15 protein-coding genes and 1 pseudogene are annotated in these 18421 nt (G+C 70.6%); 7 read left to right on the top strand and 9 right to left on the bottom strand.

The window, feature by feature from the left end; all coding sequences use genetic code 11:
* Positions 1–44: 44 nt before the first annotated feature.
* On the bottom strand, positions 45–1067 hold the full coding sequence (locus DS079_RS13120) for a LacI family DNA-binding transcriptional regulator (protein ID WP_126988320.1): 1023 nt from the start codon (positions 1065–1067) through the stop codon (positions 45–47).
* A 326-nt stretch (positions 1068–1393) separates the two neighbouring features.
* On the opposite strand from DS079_RS13120, the pseudogene DS079_RS13115 reads away from it, so the two are divergent.
* Positions 1394–1882 (top strand): annotated as a pseudogene (locus tag DS079_RS13115) (carbohydrate ABC transporter permease); the annotation flags it as partial.
* A 121-nt stretch (positions 1883–2003) separates the two neighbouring features.
* Positions 2004–3302: an FAD-dependent monooxygenase family protein gene (locus DS079_RS13110; RefSeq protein WP_126988319.1), complete on the top strand. Its 1299-nt coding sequence runs from the start codon at positions 2004–2006 to the stop codon at positions 3300–3302.
* On the opposite strand, the gene DS079_RS13105 is transcribed toward DS079_RS13110, so the two are convergent.
* Positions 3275–3640: a VOC family protein gene (locus tag DS079_RS13105; RefSeq protein ID WP_126988318.1), complete on the bottom strand. Its 366-nt coding sequence runs from the start codon at positions 3638–3640 to the stop codon at positions 3275–3277. The two genes, DS079_RS13110 and DS079_RS13105, sit on opposite strands and share 28 nt — an antisense overlap.
* 94 nt (positions 3641–3734) lie before the next feature.
* Between DS079_RS13105 and DS079_RS13100 the strand changes: the two genes are divergently transcribed.
* Positions 3735–4700 carry a helix-turn-helix transcriptional regulator gene (locus DS079_RS13100; protein WP_126988317.1) on the top strand — a complete coding sequence of 322 codons (966 nt, stop codon included), beginning with the start codon at positions 3735–3737 and terminating at the stop codon, positions 4698–4700.
* A gap of 56 nt (positions 4701–4756) precedes the next feature.
* Here the strand turns inward: DS079_RS13100 and DS079_RS13095 are convergent, their stop codons facing one another.
* Genes DS079_RS13095 through DS079_RS13085 form a run of 3 tightly spaced genes read right to left on the bottom strand, consistent with a single transcriptional unit; the run spans position 4757 to position 7355 of the window.
* A complete protein-coding gene (locus tag DS079_RS13095) occupies positions 4757–5359 on the bottom strand; it encodes a dihydrofolate reductase (protein WP_241237660.1) in 603 nt (200 codons plus the stop codon).
* On the bottom strand, positions 5356–6159 hold the full coding sequence (locus tag DS079_RS13090; RefSeq protein ID WP_126988316.1) for a thymidylate synthase: 804 nt from the start codon (positions 6157–6159) through the stop codon (positions 5356–5358). The genes DS079_RS13095 and DS079_RS13090 overlap by 4 nt, the downstream gene beginning before the upstream one ends.
* The gene (locus DS079_RS13085) at positions 6156–7355 is read right to left on the bottom strand and encodes a LacI family DNA-binding transcriptional regulator (protein WP_241237659.1); all 1200 of its coding nucleotides are present in this window, start codon (positions 7353–7355) and stop codon (positions 6156–6158) included. The genes DS079_RS13090 and DS079_RS13085 overlap by 4 nt, the downstream gene beginning before the upstream one ends.
* Before the next feature lie 346 nt (positions 7356–7701).
* Here DS079_RS13085 and arfA point away from each other — a divergent pair, with 346 nt between their 5' ends.
* The 4 genes from arfA to DS079_RS13065 all read left to right on the top strand — a co-directional run bounded on the left by arfA (position 7702) and on the right by DS079_RS13065 (position 14008).
* Positions 7702–9219 (top strand): arabinosylfuranosidase ArfA, encoded by a 1518-nt coding sequence (gene arfA, locus DS079_RS13080; protein ID WP_126988315.1) that lies wholly within the window; start codon positions 7702–7704, stop codon positions 9217–9219.
* Between the two features lie 193 nt (positions 9220–9412).
* On the top strand, positions 9413–11035 hold the full coding sequence (locus DS079_RS13075; protein ID WP_126988314.1) for an alpha-N-arabinofuranosidase: 1623 nt from the start codon (positions 9413–9415) through the stop codon (positions 11033–11035).
* A complete protein-coding gene (locus DS079_RS13070; RefSeq protein WP_241237658.1) occupies positions 11022–12038 on the top strand; it encodes a dienelactone hydrolase family protein in 1017 nt (338 codons plus the stop codon). The genes DS079_RS13075 and DS079_RS13070 overlap by 14 nt, the downstream gene beginning before the upstream one ends.
* Before the next feature lie 281 nt (positions 12039–12319).
* A complete protein-coding gene (locus DS079_RS13065; RefSeq protein ID WP_126988313.1) occupies positions 12320–14008 on the top strand; it encodes a ribonuclease J in 1689 nt (562 codons plus the stop codon).
* Positions 14009–14088: 80 nt separating this feature from the next.
* Here the strand turns inward: DS079_RS13065 and DS079_RS17645 are convergent, their stop codons facing one another.
* The 4 genes from DS079_RS17645 to DS079_RS13050 all read right to left on the bottom strand — a co-directional run bounded on the left by DS079_RS17645 (position 14089) and on the right by DS079_RS13050 (position 17970).
* Complete coding sequence (locus DS079_RS17645) at positions 14089–14448, bottom strand: helix-turn-helix domain-containing protein (protein WP_259815287.1); 360 nt, start codon at positions 14446–14448, stop codon at positions 14089–14091.
* A 22-nt stretch (positions 14449–14470) separates the two neighbouring features.
* Positions 14471–14755 (bottom strand): hypothetical protein, encoded by a 285-nt coding sequence (locus DS079_RS17470; protein ID WP_241237656.1) that lies wholly within the window; start codon positions 14753–14755, stop codon positions 14471–14473.
* A gap of 522 nt (positions 14756–15277) precedes the next feature.
* Positions 15278–16443 (bottom strand): IS3 family transposase gene (locus DS079_RS13055; protein WP_241237655.1). Its coding sequence is split into 2 segments (ribosomal slippage): positions 15278–16156 and positions 16159–16443, totalling 1164 coding nucleotides; the frame shifts between segments, so codons are not numbered across the junction.
* A gap of 138 nt (positions 16444–16581) precedes the next feature.
* On the bottom strand, positions 16582–17970 hold the full coding sequence (locus tag DS079_RS13050; protein WP_241237654.1) for an MFS transporter: 1389 nt from the start codon (positions 17968–17970) through the stop codon (positions 16582–16584).
* Positions 17971–18421: the final 451 nt, after the last annotated feature.

Raw genomic sequence — 18421 nt, 5'->3', positions numbered from 1 at the left:
TCTGTCAACGTTCACATCGGGGTGTCCGCCTCCGCGCGCGGCGCTCAGTGGGTCCGTTCGGGACGGGTCGAGCGGCGCACCACCAGGCGCGGCGAGAGCGGCGGCGGGGGAGGGCCGGGATCCTCCGGATCCTCCAGCAGCTCCAGCAGCCGGTGCAACGCGAGCCGCCCCAGCTCCGCGAAGGGCTGGGAGACCGTGGTCAGCGAGGGGAGCAGGTACTCCGCGCCGACGGTGTCGTCGAAGCCCGCCACGGCGACGTCCACCGGCACGCGCGCTCCGTGCTCGTGCAGCGCGTGCAGCGCCCCGATCGCCATCATGTCGTTCGCCGCGAAGATCGCCTCCGGCACGCCGCCCGCGAGCAGGCCGCGCGTCAGCTCGTACCCGGACCTCGGCGTCCAGTCACCGGGCGCGGTCGTCGTCCCCTCCAGGCCCAGCTCCGCGGTCGCCTCATGGAAGCCGTCGAGGCGGGCGCGGGCGTCGTACCAGTCCGTCGGGCCGGCCAGGTGGGCGACCGAGCGCACGCCCGTGCGTGCGAGGTGTTCGACCACCGCATGCGAGCCGAGGCGCTGGTCCACGCCCACGACCTGGGTGGATGCGGTCGCAGGAGGCTGTGCGGAGACGGCGAGGACGGGGATCGTGGAGGCCGCTGCCGCGACCACCGGCTGCATCCCCTCGTGCGCCGCGACCACGAGGATCCCGTCGACGCCCGAGCCGATCAGCTCGGCGCCGGGCGTCGCCCCCGCAGGGTCCCCGGGGCGGACCGTCGTCAGCAGCACCGAGTAGCCCGCCTCGCGGGCCGCGGTCTCGATCGCGGTGACCGTCTCGGAGGGGCCGAACAGCGAGGAGCCGTCGGTGAGCAGGCCGATCTGCGAGGAGCGGGTGGTCTTCAGGGCGCGGGCCGCACGGTTCGGGGTGTAGCCGGTCTCGGCGATCGCCGCGAGCACCCGCTCCCGGGTCTCGGGGCGGACGATGCCGGGCTGATTGAGCACGCGGGAGACCGTCTGGTACGAGACCCCGGCGCGGCCTGCGACGTCGGCCATCGACGGGCGGCGCGTCGCTGGACTCATGGCGTCCTCCTCGCGGACGGTCGGTGGAGCGGCACTCTACAGGGCGATGACCTGCACGGATCTCCCGGTCCGAGCTCGGCGGGCAGTGGTGGCGGGAGCTCCCGGCAGGGTGCGGCGCGGGGTGCGATCGGCGGCGTTGCGACATCGTGACCCGCGGCGCGGCCGGGTGTCGGTTGACACTCGACTCGATGTGAACGTTATCATCCTGGTGACCGATGTCATGGAGGGCATCGGACGAAACGGACGCGGGGCCGCTGTCGGCCCGGCGTCCACGCCGACGAACGGCCGGTCGTGCCGGAGAACGGCTTCACCCGCGGGGCACCCCGATCATCATCCCCGGTCAGATCCCCATCGTGCCGCTGTTCCGCCTGATGCTCTCGCTGAACCTGGTGGACACCTACTGGGGGATCATCCTGCCGCGGGTGGTCGCGGCCCCGATGGTGTTCATCCTCAAGAAGTTCTTCGACCAGATCCCCTTCGAGCTGGAGGAGGCTGCGCTGATGGACGGCGCGAGCCGGCTGCGGATCTTCTGGTCGATCGTGCTGCCGCTGTCCCGCCCGATCCTCGGCGCGGTCGCGATCTTCGTGTTCATCGGCGCCTGGAACAACTTCCTGTGGTCCTTCATCGTCGTCAACGACTCGAACCTGATGACGCTGCCGACGGGCCTGCAGACCGTGATCAGCGCCTACGGCATCCAGTACGCGCAGAACATGGCCCAGGCGATGCTCGCCGCGCTGCCGCTGATCGTGGTGTTCATGTTCTTCCAGCGCCAGATCATCAAGGGCATCGCCACCACCGGCATCGCCGGCACCTGAGCGGCGGTGTCCAGCGGGGACGCCGCATAGGTCACACGGGTTTGCCTCCCCGCGCTCACCTGGCCTGGGATGGAGGGACGGTCGCCGGCACGCGGCGGCCCCGTCCCGCAGGAGGCAGCCCATGACGACTCTCGAGCACTCGATCGTGATGGGCGGGAGCATGGCCGGACTGCTCGCCGCCGCGGCCCTCGCCCCGCACAGCGCCCGCGTCACGATCATCGACCGCGACCCGCTGCCCGTCGACGGGCCCGACGCCTTCGCCCCACGCCGCGGCGTGCCCCAGGGCGGGACCGTCCACCGCCTGCTCGCCCTCGGCGAGGCGCGGATGGAGGAGCTCCTGCCGGGCCTGCGCGAGGAGCTCCTCGCCGCCGGCGCCGTCCCGCGGGCCGCCCGCGAGGCGGACCCCGTGCCCGACGAGGCGACGCCGAACGAGGGTGCCCCCGCCGCGGCCGACGGCCCGCTCGGGACCGACGAGCACGACGCCCCGGGCATCGACGAGCCCGGCACCCTGTGGCTCACCCGCCCCGTCCTCGAGGGCGTGGTGCGCCGCCGCGTGCTCGCCCTGCCCGGCGTCGAGGCGGTCCAGGGCGCCGTCGGCGGACTCCTGACCAGCGACGACAAGCGCACCGTGACCGGCGTGCAGCTCCGCGGCGGAGAGGTCGACGAGCTGCGCGGCGACCTCGTCGTCGATGCGGCCGGGCGCAGCAGCCGCGCCGCCACCTGGGTCGAGGGCCTCGGGTTCGAGCGCCCGCGCACCCTCGGCACCCGCGTCCACGTCGCCTACACCTCGCAGCGCCTGCGCCTGCGCGAGGGCGCCCTTCCCGAGGGCACCGAGTCTCTCGGGCAGCCGGCGACCGGCAACAGCCCCTTCACGATCGACCTCGAACCGTGCGGGGCCGACGAGCACATCCTCTCCATCGCCGGCACCGCCCGCCACCAGCCGCCCACCGATCTCGAGGGCCTGCTGGACATGGTCGCGCTGCTGCCTGAGCGGGAGACCGCCGACGCCCTGGACAGCGCCCTCGAGGGTGCGGAGCCGGTGGGGGAGCCGTCCGTCGCCAAGGCCGCGGGCGCCCACCGCCAGCTCTGGGAGGAGACGACCGACGGTCCCGCAGGCCTCGTCCACATCGGCGACTCCGCCGCGATGTTCACCCCGCTGTACGGCCAGGGCATGACCATGGCCGCGGTCGGCGCGGTCGCGCTGCGGGAGACGCTGGCCGAGGACGGGGCCGAGGGCCTCGCCGCCCGCTTCCCCCGTCTGCTCGGCGCCCTGCTCGACCGCGCCTGGGAGATCACCACCTCGCGCGATGCGCAGATCCCCGGCGCCGAGATGCTGGTCGACGGCGCGGTGGTCGAGGAGCTGCCGGCGGCCGGCTCGCTCGTCGGCGCAGGTCAGTCGACGGGGGAGACCCTGAGGTAATTACCGTCTGGATCCGCGATGACGAAGGTGCGTCCGAAGACGGCGTCGTGCGGTTCCTCGATGACCCGGACCCCCTTCGCTGCCCAGGTCGTGTAGAGCTCGTCGATCGTCTCGGGCGGGCCCGGCACCATGAGCCCGACCTCGCTCGTCCGCGGGACGTCCGGGTCGACGCGATCGCCGTAGCCGGTCCACAGCGCGAACAGCACGCCGGGGGCGACGTCGAACGCCACGTAGCGAGGGCTGACGAAGGACGGAGCGATCTCGAGCAGATCGGAGTAGAAGTCGGTGGCGGCCTCGGCGTCACGGACGCCGATCAGGAACAGGTTCGGTGCGGGCACGGAGCACTCCTCGAGTCGTCGATCTTTCTGGACTGGCCCAGTCGACCGCCGTATCGCGACAGGGCCTGTCATGTTTTCTGCGAGCATCGACGACATGAAGGCCTCGCGACTGCTGCATCTCCTGCTGCTCCTGCAGGTCCGACAGCGCCTCACTACCGTCGAGCTCGCCGAGCGCCTCGAGGTGTCCCGGCGGACGGTGCTGCGTGACGTCGAGGCGCTCTCGGCGGCGGGAGTGCCCGTCTACGCGGAGCGCGGACGCACGGGCGGGATCGTCCTGCTCCCCGGCGCGAGGCTGAACGTCTCCTACCTGGACCCGCCCGAGCTGGAAGCACTCTCCGTCGCTGGGCTTGACCCGGCGCAGCTCGACCTCATGGGGCTGTCGAACGTATGGGAGACCGCCGCCCGGAAGATCGCCTCCCGCCGGTTCGCCGCGCCGGAGTCGGAGGATCGTCCGGGGCTCGCGGACCTGGTGCTGGTGGACAGCGCGGCCTGGTTCGCCGGCTCGGCGGCGACGGTGGACGTCGCGGAGCTGGCCTCGACGCTCCGCCGACGTCGGCGATTGCGCATCCGGTACCGACGCAGCAGCGAGACCATGCCGTCGACCCGGATCGTCGACCCGTACGGCCTCGTGGCGAAGTCCGGCCGCTGGTACCTCGTGGCCGATGACGAGGGGGAGGGGAGACTGTTCTCCCTGGAACGGCTCGCGGCCTACGAGGAGCTCGAGGACGACGCGACGCATGCACCGGGCGAAACCCTGCGCAGCAGCTGGGCTGCGCTGAAAGAACGCACCGAGGGGCAGGTGCGGGTGCGCGTCACCGCCCGCCTGGCGGAGGACCGCCTCGACCTGGCCCGTCGGATTCTCGGCTTGCGGATCCTCGAGGTCTCGCCTCCGGAGCACGGCTCACGCACCGTGGTGGTGGGCTATCCCGACGTGGAGTCGGTGCGGCAGCTCCTCCAGTTCGGCGACCACATCGAGGTGCTCGCTCCGGACGCCGCGCGCAGGAGGATCGGCGAGCTCGCCGCGGATCTCGCGGCGCGCCACTCCTCTCCGAAGGGGTGACGGGAGGTCGATGACGTAATGCCCTGGAGAGTCGACGTGTCCGGACGAAAGGCGGCTCAGCGCGAGTAGGTGAGGATCCGGTAGCGCAGCCCGTTCGTGGCCTCGTGCCAGCCTTCTGCGGGCTCGGCGGCGGTGACCGCGAACTCCGCGGGGATCCGGGGAGCGAGGGTGTCCCCGTCGACCTCGAGGTCGATCTCGGTGACGACCAGCTGCTCGGCGACCTCGATCGCGTCGGCGTAGATCGAGCCGCCGCCGATCACCCAGGTGGTCCCTGTCGGGCCCGCCTCGGTCGCGGCGAGCTCGAGCGCCTCCGGCAGCGAGCGGGCGCGCACCGCGCCGGGCAGGTCGAGGGAGTCGTCGCGGGTGATGACGATGTTCGTCCGCCCCGGCAGGGGGCGGAACCTCGGCGGGAAGGACTCCCAGGTGCGCCGCCCCATCACGACGGGGGAGCCGGAGGTGGTGCGCTTGAAGTGCTTCAGGTCCTCGGGCAGGTGCCAGGGCATGGTGCCGCCGTCGCCGATCACCCCGCCGCGCGCCTGCGCCCAGATCATGCCGATCCGCGGCGCGGTCGTCCCGTCGGCCGCGCCCGTCTCGCGCGCATCGGCCGGGCTGGTGCCAGGGGCTGCGCCTGCGCTGTTCGTCCCGTCGGCCGCGCTCACACGGCCACCGGCGCCTTGATGCCCGGGTGGTGCTGGTAGCCGACGATCTCGATGTCCTCGGGCTCGTACTCGAGGATCGAGTCGGGCCGACGGTTCAGGCGCAGCTCGGGGTACGGGTAGGGCTCGCGGGAGAGCTGCCGCTCCACCTGCTCGACGTGGTTGTCATAGATGTGGCAGTCCCCGCCGGTCCACACGAAGTCGCCCACCTCGAGGTCCGTCTGCTGGGCGACCATGTGCGTGAGCAGCGCGTAGCTGGCGATGTTGAAGGGCACGCCGAGGAACAGGTCGGCGCTGCGCTGGTACAGCTGGCAGGAGAGCTTCCCGTCGTGCACCTCGAACTGGAACAGGGCGTGGCAGGGCGCGAGCGCCATCTGCGGGATGTCCGCCGGGTTCCAGGCCGAGACGATCAGGCGCCGCGAGTCGGGGTTGATGCGGATCTGCTCGACCACGTCGGTGATCTGGTCGATCACGCCGCCGTCCGGCGTGGGCCAGGAGCGCCACTGCGCCCCGTAGACCGGGCCGAGGTCGCCGTTCTGATCCGCCCACTCGTCCCAGATCGTCACGTCGTGCTCGTGGAGGTAGCCGATGTTCGTCTCCCCGCGCAGGAACCACAGCAGCTCCACGATGATCGAGCGGGTGTGCACGCGCTTGGTCGTGATCAGCGGGAACCCCTCGGAGAGGTCGTAGCGGATCTGCTTGCCGAAGAGGCTGCGGGTGCCGGTGCCGGTGCGGTCGCCCTTGGCGTGGCCGGTCTCCAGGACCTCGCGCAGCAGGTCCTCGTAGGGGGTCGGGATCGTCACCGGGGGAGCTCCTCGTTCTCGGGGCGGGCAGTGGGTTCGGACTCGGGCAGGACGGCGCCGGGAGCCGGGGGAGCGGTCGACGGGGCGGCTTCGGCGGCCGCCGACGGGGTGGGCGCCTCCGGCGACGCCTCGACGGCAATCGGCACCGTGGACTCGCGCACGACCAGCGAGTACGACGTGTCGATCGTGCGGGGCGGGCCGTCGTAGCCCTGGATCCGCTCGGCGAGCAGGTCCAGCGCGGTCGCGGCGAGGGTGAGCTTGTCCGGCGCGATGGTGGACAGCGACGGGATGGTGAAGGGGCTGTCGGGGGTGTCGTCGTAGCCGATCACGGCGACGTCCTCGGGCACGCGCCGGCCCAGGCGGCGCAGCATGGCGAGCGCGCCGGTCGCGAGGTCGTCGTTGCCGCACACGATCCCGTCGACCTCCGGATGGCGAGCGAGCAGCTCGCGCGCCCCGCCGAAGCCGTCCTCGCGCCGCCAGTCGTCCACGACCTGGATCCGGGCGGGCTCGCCGCCGAGGTCGTGCGCGGAGAGCGCCGCGAGGAAGCCGTCGCGTCGCATCGTCCCGGAGGAGTGGGGCTGCTTGCCCTGGGCGGTGTCGATCGCGCCGATGAACGCCAGGCGCCGTCGGCCCTGCGCGATCAGGTGCGAGGTCGCCTCGTACGCGGCGCCGACGTTGTCGATGCGCACGTAGTCGCTGCCCTGCGGGAGGGTCTCGGGCAGGTGCTCGCCGATGAACACGGTGGGCTGGCTGGTGCGCTCCATCCGCGCGAACAGCTCCTCCTCGAGCATCAGCGGGTTGAAGATGACCCCGTCGCCGAGCACGCGCTTGAACCCCTCGAGCACGGTTCGCTCCGCCTCGCGCCCGGCCGAGGTCGAGTGCAGCAGGATCGTCTGCCCGCGCTCCTGCGCCACCTCGATGAACTGCTGGGCGAGGTTCGAGAAGTAGGAGAAGTCCAGCGAGGGGACGGCGAGGGTGATCATGCCGCTCGCCCCGGTGCGCAGCTGCTGCGCCGCGACCTGTGGACGGTAGCCCACCTGCAGGATCGCCTCGCGCACCTTCTCGCGGGTGGATTCCTTCACGTGGGGGTAGTCGTTGACCACGTTGGAGACGGTCTTGATCGAGACGCCCGCGAGCTCGGCGACGTCGCGCAGCGACGGCGGACGTCGGCGGCGGGTCGCGGGGCTCGAGGGCATGAGGTCGATTCTCGCACCGTCCTGCGCGGGCGGGGCGCGACGTGACCGAGGTCGTGTCGAGAGTGCCGGGGCGGGGTGTCAGCAGAAAGGGGACTGCAGCGGCATGCCGCGCGGCTGAGCGGCTCAGCGTGCCGCTGGAGTCCCGTTTCTGCAGAAGCCCGGGAGCGGCGGGACGCCGTTGACGGGGAGGCAGGCCTGTGGAAGCATGTTTGCAACGTTGTATAAACGGTCGTCGCGCCGGGCGCAGCTGCCCGGTGGCACGACCTCGCCGCTCCCTCGCTCCGCCGTCGATCGCCGCTCCGGCGCCGTATCGCCGGCCCGCCCCACTCCAAGGATGCTGACACCGATGTCTTCGCCCGTCACCCTCACCCTGCACCCGTCCTTCCAGGTCGCGCCCGTGCGCCGTCGCACCTTCGGCGCCTTCGTCGAGCACCTCGGGCGCTGCGTCTACACCGGCATCTTCGAGCCGGACCACCCCTCGGCCGACGAGGACGGCTTCCGCACTGATGTGCTCGCCCTGACCCGCGAGCTCGGCGTGAGCTCCGTGCGCTACCCGGGCGGGAACTTCGTGTCCGGCTACCGCTGGGAGGACGGCGTGGGCCCTGTCGAGGAGCGCCCCGCCCGCCACGACCTCGCCTGGCACTCCACCGAGCCCAACACCGTCGGGCTCGACGAGTTCATGGCCTGGGCGGGCAAGGCCGAGGTCGAGCCGATGTACGCGGTGAACCTCGGCACCCGCGGCATCGAGGAGGCGCTCGACGTGCTCCAGTACGCGAATGCCCCGCAGGGCATCGCATACTCGGACCAGCGCGCCGAGAACGGGCACGCCGAGCCCTACGGCATCCGCATGTGGTGCCTGGGCAACGAGATGGACGGCCCCTGGCAGGCCGGGCACAAGACCGCCGAGGAGTACGCGCGGATCGCCACCGAGGCCGCCCGCCTCATGCGCCAGGAGGACCCCGACCTCGAGCTGATCGCCTGCGGCTCCTCCAGCTCGCAGATGGAGACCTTCGCGGCCTGGGAGAACACGGTCCTCACCGAGTCCTACGACCTGGTCGACATGATCTCCGCCCACGCCTACTACTCGGAGAAGGACGGCGACCAGGCCTCCTTCCTCGCCTCGGCCGACGACATGGACCACTTCATCGACTCCGTCGTCGCGACCGCCGATCACGTGCGCGCCAAGCTCAAGCGCGACAAGCGCATCATGATCAGCTTCGACGAGTGGAACATCTGGTACCAGCACCGCGCCGAGTCCCGCCCGCCCAGCGGCGATGACTGGCCGGTCGCACCGGTGCTGCTCGAGGACACCTACAGCGCGATGGACGCCGTCGTCTTCGGGAACCTGCTGATCTCCCTGCTGCGCCACAGCGACCGCGTCGCCTCCGCGTCCCTCGCCCAGCTGGTCAATGTCATCGCCCCGATCATGACCGCACCCGGCGGGGAGGCCTGGAAGCAGACCACCTTCCACCCCTTCGCGCTCACCTCCCGCCACGCCGCGGGGCAGGTGCTGGACGTGCGCGTGACCGCGCCGAGCTTCGAGAACACCCGCTTCGGGGAGAGCTCTGCGGCCGACGCGGTCGCGACCTGGGACGAGGAGTCCGGCGCGCTGACCGTGTTCGTCGTGAACCGCGGGCCCGAGGGGGAGCAGGCGCTGGACGCGGACCTCGCCGGCTTCGGCGATCTCGAGCTGGTCGAGGCCGTCACCCTCCACCACGAGGACCCCTACGCCGCGAACACCCAGGACGCCCCCGAGACCGTCGTGCCCGCACCGAACGACTCGGTCGCGCTGGACGGCGGCCGCCTCGTCGGCGCGCTGCCCGCGATCTCCTGGTCGATGATCCGTCTGGCCCGCCGGGCCTGACCCCCTGACACGGTCCGGCCGGGTGGAGCGCCCCCGGCCGGGCCGCCACTCACCCGCACCCACCGACCGTGTCTGCAGATGTGGGCTTCCAGCGGCACGCTGAGCCGCTGAGCTCCGCGGCGTGCCGCTGGAGTCCTCTTTCTGCAGACGCTCCGCCCCACCGACCTCGCCCCGCCATCCCGAGGAGCCCTCGATGACCGCCCGCACCCTGACCACCGGCCTCGTCGGCGCCCTCGCCCCGACCTCGACCGGCAGCCGCCCGCTCGCCCCGCGCGCCGGAGCGACCGACGGGCCCGCCCGCGTCGTGATCGACCTGGACCTGCCCGGTGCCACGATCTCCCGCCACCTCTACGGCCACTTCGCCGAGCACCTGGGCCGCTGCATCTACGGCGGCTTCTACGTGGGCGAGGACTCCGAGATCCCTAACGTGCGCGGCATCCGCACCGACGTGGTCGAGGCGCTGCGAGCCCTGCGGATCCCGAACCTGCGCTGGCCCGGCGGCTGCTTCGCCGACGACTACCACTGGCGGGACGGCATCGGCCCGCGCGAGGACCGCCCCCGCATGGTCAACTCCCACTGGGGCGACGTGGTCGAGGACAACTCCTTCGGCACCCACGAGTTCATGGACCTCGTCGAGCTGCTCGGCACCGAGGCGTACGTCAACGGCAACGTCGGCTCCGGCACGGTGCGCGAGATGAGCGACTGGATCGAGTACCTCACCCGCGCCGACGACTCGCCGATGGCGGCGCTGCGCCGCGAGAACGGCCGGGACGAGCCGTGGACCGTGCCGTTCTTCGGCATCGGCAACGAGGCCTGGGGCTGCGGCGGGAACATGCGCGCCGAGGACTACGCCGCGCTCGCCCGCCAGTACGCCACCTACGTGCGCGACCACGGCGACAACCAGGTCACCCGCATCGCCGCCGGCGCCTCCGACGGCGACTACGCCTGGACCGAGGCGCTGATGCGCGCGATCGACGGCCTCGAGGGCCGTGACGGCCGGCCCGGCCCCTTCCAGGCGATCTCCCTGCACTACTACACGATGTCCGGGCCGTGGGAGGACAAGGGCAGCGCCACCGAGTTCAGCGACCAGGAGTGGTACCGCACCCTCTCCCGCGCCGTCCGCGCCGAGGAGCTCGTGGCCCGCCACGCCACCGTCATGGACCGCCACGACCCGCACAGGAAGGTCGGCCTGGTGTTCGACGAATGGGGCACCTGGTGGAACGTCGAGCCCGGCACGAACCCCGGCTTCCTGTACCAGCAGAACACCGTGCGCGACGCGCTCGTCGCCTCGCTCCACTTCGACGGCTTCCACCGCCACGCGGACCGGCTGCTCATGGCGAACATCGCCCAGACCGTGAACGTGCTCCAGGCGATGATCCTCACCGACCCGGACTCCGGCGCGCTCGTGCTCACCCCGACCTATCACGTCTTCGCCATGAACGCCGGGCACCAGGACGCCGCCGCGCTCGACGCCCACCTGCTGCTGCCCGAGGAGATCGCCGAGGTCGACGGACGGCCGCTGCCGCTCGTCTCCGCCTCCGCCTCGCTGCGGGCCGACGAGGGCACGGCGCTCGTGTCCCTGTCGAATCTCTCGGCCGACGAGCCCCGCACCCTGGTGCTCGACCTGCGCGGCCGTTCGGTGACCGGCCACGAGGCGACCGTGCTGACCGGCGCGTCGACCGCCGCCCACAACACCCCCGAGCAGCCGGACGCCGTCGCCCCGGTGCCGCTGACGGACGTGCGCGAGCACGAGCGCGGACTCGAGGTGACCCTGCCGCCGCACTCCTTCGCGACGGTGCGGCTTGACCTCGCCTGACCGCGGCGCCGACCAGCCCCGGCAGGGCGCGAGAGTGGAGAGGCCCGGTGCGTCGGCCGGTGGTGCGGAGGAGCGCCGCGAGCACCTCCGCACCCTGCTGGGTCTCGACCCCACCACGACGGAGGGAAGCCTCGCCGCCGTGCCGCCGGCCCCGTCGGACGGCGGCCCGGTCGAGGTGCAGCTGCTCGCCCCGTGCGGGGAGCCAGGAGCCGCGCCGGATGCCGACCCCGACGTGATCCCGGCGTTCCTGCTGCGCCCCGACCCGGCCGTCGACACCGGCGCCGGCGTCGTCCTGATCGCCGGGCACGGCCGCGGCATCGACGATCTCGTCGCCACCGACCCGGCCGACGAGTACCACGACGCCCTCGCCCACAAGCTCGTCCGCGCCGGGCTGACGGTGCTGTGCCCGGAGATGATCAGCTTCGGCCGGCGCCGAGTCCCGCCCCCGCCGGGCGGCGCTCCATGGGCGCCAGAGGAGAAGACCTGCGAGATCGACGCGGCCCGGCACCTGCTGCACGGCCGGCCGGTCATCGGCCGCCGCGTCGCCGACGCCCGCGCCGCGGTCCAGGCGCTGCGCGCCCTGCCGGGTGTGGACCCGCAGCGGGTCGCCGTCGCCGGTGGCTCCGGGGGTGGGGCGGTCGCGCTGCTGCTGGCCGCGGCCGACGAGACGATCTCCGCGGCGCTGGTCGCTACCTTTTTCTGCAGCTTCGCAGCGAGCATCGCCTCCATCCGGCACTGCCCCTGCAACATCGTCCCTGGCCTGCTGCCCGAGCTCGAGATGGCGGACATCGCCTCGCTGATCGCCCCGCGCCCGCTGGTGATCGAGGCGGGGGCGCGCGACCGCATCTTCCCGATCGCCGCGACCCGGGAGGCCTTCGCGCAGCTGCGGCCGGTGTGGGAGGCGCACGGTGCCGTCCCGCCCGAGCTCGTCGTCACCCCGGGCGGACATGCCTTCCGCGCCGAGCGCTCCCTCGAGGCGCTGTGCGAGCACCTCGCCGGCTGAGGGTGCCGCCGTCGGTCGCCGGGCGGCCGAGGTCTCCGTCGGTCGCGGGATGCGCCGCGAGCGAGCGTCCGCCGGCCGCCCCGGTCACCGGCCCCGCCCGTCGGCCGCTCCCGCACCCGCGCTGTCAGAGTGACAAGATCGAGTGTTTGCGCCCAGGGGTGTGGGAGATGTCCCCTTCTGCCGTACGGTGAACGGTGTGTTGATCGCTGCACCCCGACGAGGGGACGCGCGCGGCACCCGAGACCTCAGTCCCTGTCCCTTCGACGATTGTGAATCCCCTTATGCAGGTAGCTGCCCGCAACAAGCTGTCCGCTCCTCCTCGCCTGGCCAAGAACGGCCTGCGCATCACCCCGCTCGGCGGCCTCGGCGAGGTCGGCCGCAACATGACCGTGTTCGAGCACCACGGCAAGCTGCTCATCGTGGACATCGGCGTGCTCTTCCCCGAGGACCACCAGCCCGGCATCGACGTGATCCTGCCGGACTTCACCTCGATCCGCGACCGCCTCGACGACATCGTCGGCATCGTGCTCACTCACGGCCACGAGGACCACATCGGCGGCGTCCCGTACCTCCTCAAGGAGCGGGCCGACATCCCGCTGTACGGCTCGGAGCTGACCCTCGCCTTCATCACCGCGAAGCTCAAGGAGCATCGCATCACCCCGAAGACCATGCAGGTCAAGGCCGGGGACCGCCAGAAGGCTGGGCCGTTCGACCTCGAGTTCGTCGCGGTGAACCACTCCATCCCGGACTCCCTGGCGGTGTTCATCCGCACCTCCGCCGGCTCCGTGCTGCACACCGGCGACTTCAAGATGGACCAGTTCCCGCTCGACGGCCGGATCACCGACCTGCGCGCCTTCGCGCGCCTGGGCGAGGAGGGCGTGGACGTGTTCCTCACCGACTCGACCAACGCCGAGGTCCCCGGCTTCACGATGAGCGAGCGGGACCTCACCCCCGCGATCGACAAGGTCTTCGCGACCTCGCCGCGGCGCGTGATCGTCTCGAGCTTCGCCAGCCACGTCCACCGCATCCAGCAGGTGCTCGACGCAGCCCACGCCAACGGTCGCAAGGTCGCCTTCGTGGGCCGCTCGATGGTGCGCAACATGAAGATCGCGCGCGAGCTCGGCTACCTCTCCATCCCGCGCGGCCTGGTCGTCGACTTCCGCAAGATCCAGTCGATGCCCGATCACAAGATCACCCTGATCTGCACCGGCTCCCAGGGCGAGCCGATGGCGGCGCTGGCGCGCATGGCCAACGGCGACCACCAGATCCAGGTGGGCGAGGGTGACACCGTGCTGATGGCCTCCTCGCTGATCCCCGGCAACGAGAACGCGATCTACGGGATCATCAACAAGCTCATCGACCTCGGCGCGAACATCGTCCACAAGGGCAACGCGAAGGTGCACGTCTCCGGCCACGCGAGCGCCGGCGAGCTCGTGTACTGCTACAACATCGTGGGGCCGAAGAACGTGCTGCCGGTGCACGGCGAGTCCAAGCACCTGCACGCCAACGCCGATCTCGCCCGGAAGACCGGCGTGCCCGAGGACCGCGTGGTCGTCGGCTTCGACGGCGTGGTCGTGGACCTCGTGGACGGGAAGATCAAGGTCGTCGGCAAGGTCGACGCGGGTCTCGTCTACGTGGACGGCCAGACCATCGGCACCGCCACCGAGGACACCCTCGCCGAGCGCCGCATGCTCTCCGGCGGCGGCGTGGTCACGGTGGTCGCGCTGATCGACCCCAAGACCCACAAGCCGGTCGAGCCGGTCGAGTTCCTCACCAAGGGCTTCGTGCACGACAAGAAGACCTTCGAGGGTGCCTCCGCCCAGGTCGAGAAGGCGCTCGCGCAGTCGAAGACCGACAAGATCGACGACATCGCCGAGATCGAGCAGATCGTGGTCGACACCGTCAGCAATCACCTGCGCCGCACCTACCGCCGCGAGCCCGCGGTGATGGCCGTGGTCATCGACTCCTGAGTCCCGGCCGACGTCCGCGTCGGTGCTCTCAAACGACCTCTCCGGCCCGCCTCACGGCGGCGCGGGAGGGGTCGTTCACATCAGCTCGTCCCGTGTCGCGCCCGATGGGCCGACGGGCTGAGCCCCCGCAGCGCCCGGGAGCGCCGCGAGAAGTACAGCGGATCGGCGAACACGACCCGCCTCGCGATCTCCGCGACCGGGTCCGGGGTCATCTCCAGCAGCCGCGCGGCGGCCTCCATCCGTTGCGCCTCGACGTAGCCGTGCAGCGGGTGCCCGTCTGCGCGGTGAACAGGTGCGCGAGCCGCGAGGGGGAGAGGTGCGCGACCGCGGCGAGCCGCGGCGCAGTGAGCTCCTCGTCCAGATGCGCGTCGATGTACTCGAGCAAGCGCAGCACCCGCTCGTCCACCTTGTGACGGCGTGGGTTCTGCGTGTTGTACCAGAGCAGCGCCTCCTCGATCCCGTTCAGGGTGAACAGCTCCGAGCGGCCGACGGCCAGGCGCGCGGCGCGGGCGTGCCCAGCGCCTGCTGCACCCGGGCGTCGACGGCCGCGCCGAGACGTATGCCGAGCAGGTCGCCCGCGGCCTCGGGCCAGTCCAGCAGGGCGAGCCACGGCGCGGGCGGATGCACATGGGCGTAGAGCAGGTGCCAGCTGCCTGCGGCGGGATCCGTGCCGTGGTCTTGGAAGATGCCTCGAGATCCTTCCCGCCGAAAGTGGCTTCCGATCTCGCGAAGTACTTCGAGGGTCATGAGCGCGAGCTTTCTTTTATCTCCTCACTGTCCGACCGCTGAGTCAATATAGCTCCACGATGGGTGAGGAATTGCGGAAAGAGCGAGGCGCTGGAAAACTCTCCGAGCCTGTCTTGCACCGGACGTCACCGGGCTATACGCGGGCGCCCTTCGCCGAGGGCCGAGGAGCACGCCGCAGGGAGATGTGGTCGAGTTCTGCCTCGCTTCGGCGACGGTGCGTTCGTTATGTCCTTGTGGGCCGAAGACTGCGAGAGCCTGATTGTCGCGGTCCATGGCCCCAGTGCCCTAACCCTGTGCGTCGAAAAAGGATTCGACTAAGCCCAGCCGAAGAAGACGCTCCAGCGTCGGTGCGCGGGCCGTGCCGCCGACGCTCGTGTAGGGCGGGTCCGTGCTGCCTTTTTGGGGTATACCCCAACCTGCAGATCTGTCACGAAAGTGCCTTTTTAGACCCTGTCGTACGGGGGAGCCTACGGCCCCGTAGGCGTCACGCGGGACTGATGCGCGATCAGGTGTCAGCTGTGGTTAGGCCGCCAGGCTGACGGTCGGGTTCATGATGGCTTCGTACTCGATGGGGTTCAATCGGCCCAGGCGAGCCTGTCGGCGACGTCGGTGGTAGGTCCGCTCGATCCAGGTGATGATCGCGATCCGCAGCTCTTCTCGGGTCCGCCAGCGCTTGCGGTTCAGGACGTTCTTCTGGAGCAGGGCGAGAAAGGACTCCATCGCGGCGTTGTCCCCGGCAGCGCCGCCTTTCCCCATCGATCCGATGAGGTGATGACGGTTCAGGGCGTGCACGAATTTCCGTGAGCGGAACTGGCTCCCGCGGTCCGAGTGCACGATACATCCAGCAGCGCCTAAGCGACGAGATATCGCGTTGTCCAGGGCGTTCACCGCGAGGCGCGCCTTCATCCGGTCGCTGATGGAGTAACCGACGATCCGACCGGAGAACACGTCCTTGATCGCGCAGAGGTAGAGCTTGCCCTCATCGGTCCAGTGCTCGGTGATGTCCGTCAGCCACAGTTCGTTGACGTCATCAGCGGAGAAGTCCCGCTGGACCAGGTCGTGGTGAACGGGCGGTCCGGGTCGTTTCCTGTTCTTCCCCCGCCTCTTGCCGAAGGTTGACCACCACTGGTTATCTCGGCAGATCCGCCACGCGGTCCGCTCACACATGCGCTGGCCAGCCGCTTCCGCTTCGCCGGCGAGGAACCGGTAACCGAACTCGGGATCGTCACGGTGGGCGTCGAACAGGGCGTTCGCCCGGTGGGCCTCGGTAAGCTCGGACTCGGTGACCTGCTGTTTCCGCCAGCGGTAGTAAGGCTGGCGGGAGAGCTTCAGGACCCGCAGGGACACCGCGACAGGGATCCCGTCAGCAGCGAGCTCGCTCACGAGCGGGTAGAGCCTTTTCCCGGCAGGTTCGCCTGCGAGAGATAGGCGGCCGCGCGACGCAGGACCTCGTTCTCCTGCTCCAGCAGCCGATTCCGGCGACGCAGGTCCCGCAGCTCAGAGGATTCCTCCCGGGTCGTGCCGGGACGGGCACCGTCCTCGACATCTGCTTGGCGCATCCAGTTCGTCAGGCACGACTCCGAGATCCCGAAGTCCTTCGCGATCTGGGAGAGCTTCTGGCTAGGTTCACGGTTCCTCGCGACACGGACGACGTCGTCACGGAACTCCTGGGGGTAAGGAGCGGGCATGGTGCACATCCTTCCCTGCAACGCTGCTCAGCGCCACAGATCATGTGACACCTACCCGCGCATCAGTCCCCTCATCGTGTCGGAGCGGAGGGGTTGCCGCGCCGCACCCGTCTGGGCGCGGCGCGGCAGCCTGCTCTGCTACCCGGCCTGAGGCTGCGCCACGGCGGTGGCGGGCGAGCGGGAAATGACCAGGGCTCCGACGATTAGCCCAATGACGGCAAGTACCGCCGCAATCACGAACGGGTCTCCAGCGTGGAGGGCGGGGGCGAACCCGAGCCCTACGTAGATAGCCACGCCGGTTGCCCCGCCGAGCTGGTCTGCTGCTCGCTGGACGCCGGAGGCGATCCCTGCGTCCTCGTCGGTGGTCCCGCTGACTGCGATGTACTGCAGACCCACGAGTCCGAAGCCCATGCCCGCTGCGATCAACAGCATCGCCGGGAGCAGCCATGCCGCCCCGCCGCCCAGGACGGCCACGAAGGCGACCACGCCCATCGCACCCGCTGCGGCCGCGAGCCCGACCAGCACGCACGCGCGTGCACCCCAGCGCCCCAGCAGCCGGGGAACGAGCACCGATGCCGCAATCAGCGCTGCGGCCAGGGGCAGCATCGTGAGGCCTGCCCCCAGAGGCCCGACGCCGAGCCTGTCCTGCAGATAGAAGGTGAATAGCAGGAACGAGCTCGACAGCGCACCGCTGAGCAGCATCGTCGTCAGGTTCGCCCGCAGTCGAGCACGGTCGGCGAAGAAGGACAGCGGGACCAGCGGGTTCGGCGACCTCGACTCGACGCGCACGAACCCGACAGCGGCCATCACCGCACCAACCAACGCGGCCACGCTCACCCAGAGGCTGGTGGCAGGCTCACCCGCCTCCACCGCGGCGTAGACGAAAAGCAACGGACACGCGGTCAGCAAGAGCGAGCCCGGGAGGTCCAGGCGGACCCGCTCACGAGACGCGGACCGGTCCGCAGGGACCAGGACGAGCGCGGCCACGATCACGACCAGGATGAACGGCACCGAGACCAGGAAGATCCAGCGCCAGCCCAGGTGGGCGGTGATGATCCCCGATAGAGCGAACCCAAGAACGAGGCCGCAGCTGGCCACGGCGGCCCACACGCTCAGGGCGCGCGACCGGCGCGGGCCTTCGGGGAAGAGCAGCACGATGGTGGCCATCGCCGCGGGCAGCGCTACGGCCTCGCCGGCTCCCTGGAGCAGGCGTGCGGCGACCAGGACTGGGAAGGATGGGGCCAGGCCCGCCAGCAGAGAAGCCGCGCCAAAGAGAGTCGTGCCGACCAGGAGAGTGCGGCGACGGCCCAGAAGGTCACCGAGCCGGCCGCCGAGCATCAGCAGCCCGCCGCCGGTGATGGTGTAGCCGACCACGACCCAGGTCAAGGAGTGGCCCTCGACGTCGAAGTCCGCGCCGATCGAGGGCAGGGCGATGTTGACCACGGTGACGTCGACCGCGATGAAGAACTGCAGCATCGACATCGCGCACAGCGCGAGCCATGCGCGCACACGTGCGGGACTGTGCACGCGGGTAGAAGAGGAAAAACTTGAACGCATCTGTTGCTCCGTCGCTCTGAGGAGTTACGAGCAGCACAAAAGGCCGCTCCGGATGGACCACGAAGCGACTGGACGTTCCAGGTGAGATGTTGCTGAGAGCCGGACGTCCCGCCGCTAGCGGGACGTCCTGGTCACTGCCGCGCAAGCGGCCGAGCAAGAGGAGCCAGACATGCTGCCAATTTTAGCAGCGGGACCCTGTGGCTCCGCGACTGATTTCTTATCCGCGCGAGCTCTAAGCGCGCGAGGCGCTTCTGTCCCATCGGGTATACCCAGTGCGACGGATGTGTCGCAAAGGTGCACTTTTGAGCCCTACTGGGAACCGTAAATGATTGGCCAGTAACTGTCCTGCTGGGGTGTACCTGTTTGGTGCTGCTCCGGTGACTGGGGAAGTCTCCGAGTAGTTCTCGTCTCGCTGGATGCA

Source organism: Brachybacterium paraconglomeratum, from assembly GCF_003994255.1.
Lineage (GTDB): Bacteria > Actinomycetota > Actinomycetes > Actinomycetales > Dermabacteraceae > Brachybacterium > Brachybacterium conglomeratum.
Note: the sequence above shows the minus strand (reverse complement) of the source record. Positions and strands in the feature narration are given on the sequence as shown.

Coding starts and splice junctions, on each gene's coding strand:
- DS079_RS13120 (WP_126988320.1), bottom strand. CDS start 1,067: ATGAGTCCAGCGACGCGCCGCCCGTCGATGGCCGACGTCGCAGGCCGC.
- DS079_RS13075 (WP_126988314.1), top strand. CDS start 9,413: ATGACCGCCCGCACCCTGACCACCGGCCTCGTCGGCGCCCTCGCCCCG.
- DS079_RS17470 (WP_241237656.1), bottom strand. CDS start 14,755: ATGACCCTCGAAGTACTTCGCGAGATCGGAAGCCACTTTCGGCGGGAA.
- arfA (WP_126988315.1), top strand. CDS start 7,702: ATGTCTTCGCCCGTCACCCTCACCCTGCACCCGTCCTTCCAGGTCGCG.
- DS079_RS13110 (WP_126988319.1), top strand. CDS start 2,004: ATGACGACTCTCGAGCACTCGATCGTGATGGGCGGGAGCATGGCCGGA.
- DS079_RS13085 (WP_241237659.1), bottom strand. CDS start 7,355: ATGCCCTCGAGCCCCGCGACCCGCCGCCGACGTCCGCCGTCGCTGCGC.
- DS079_RS13065 (WP_126988313.1), top strand. CDS start 12,320: ATGCAGGTAGCTGCCCGCAACAAGCTGTCCGCTCCTCCTCGCCTGGCC.
- DS079_RS13100 (WP_126988317.1), top strand. CDS start 3,735: ATGAAGGCCTCGCGACTGCTGCATCTCCTGCTGCTCCTGCAGGTCCGA.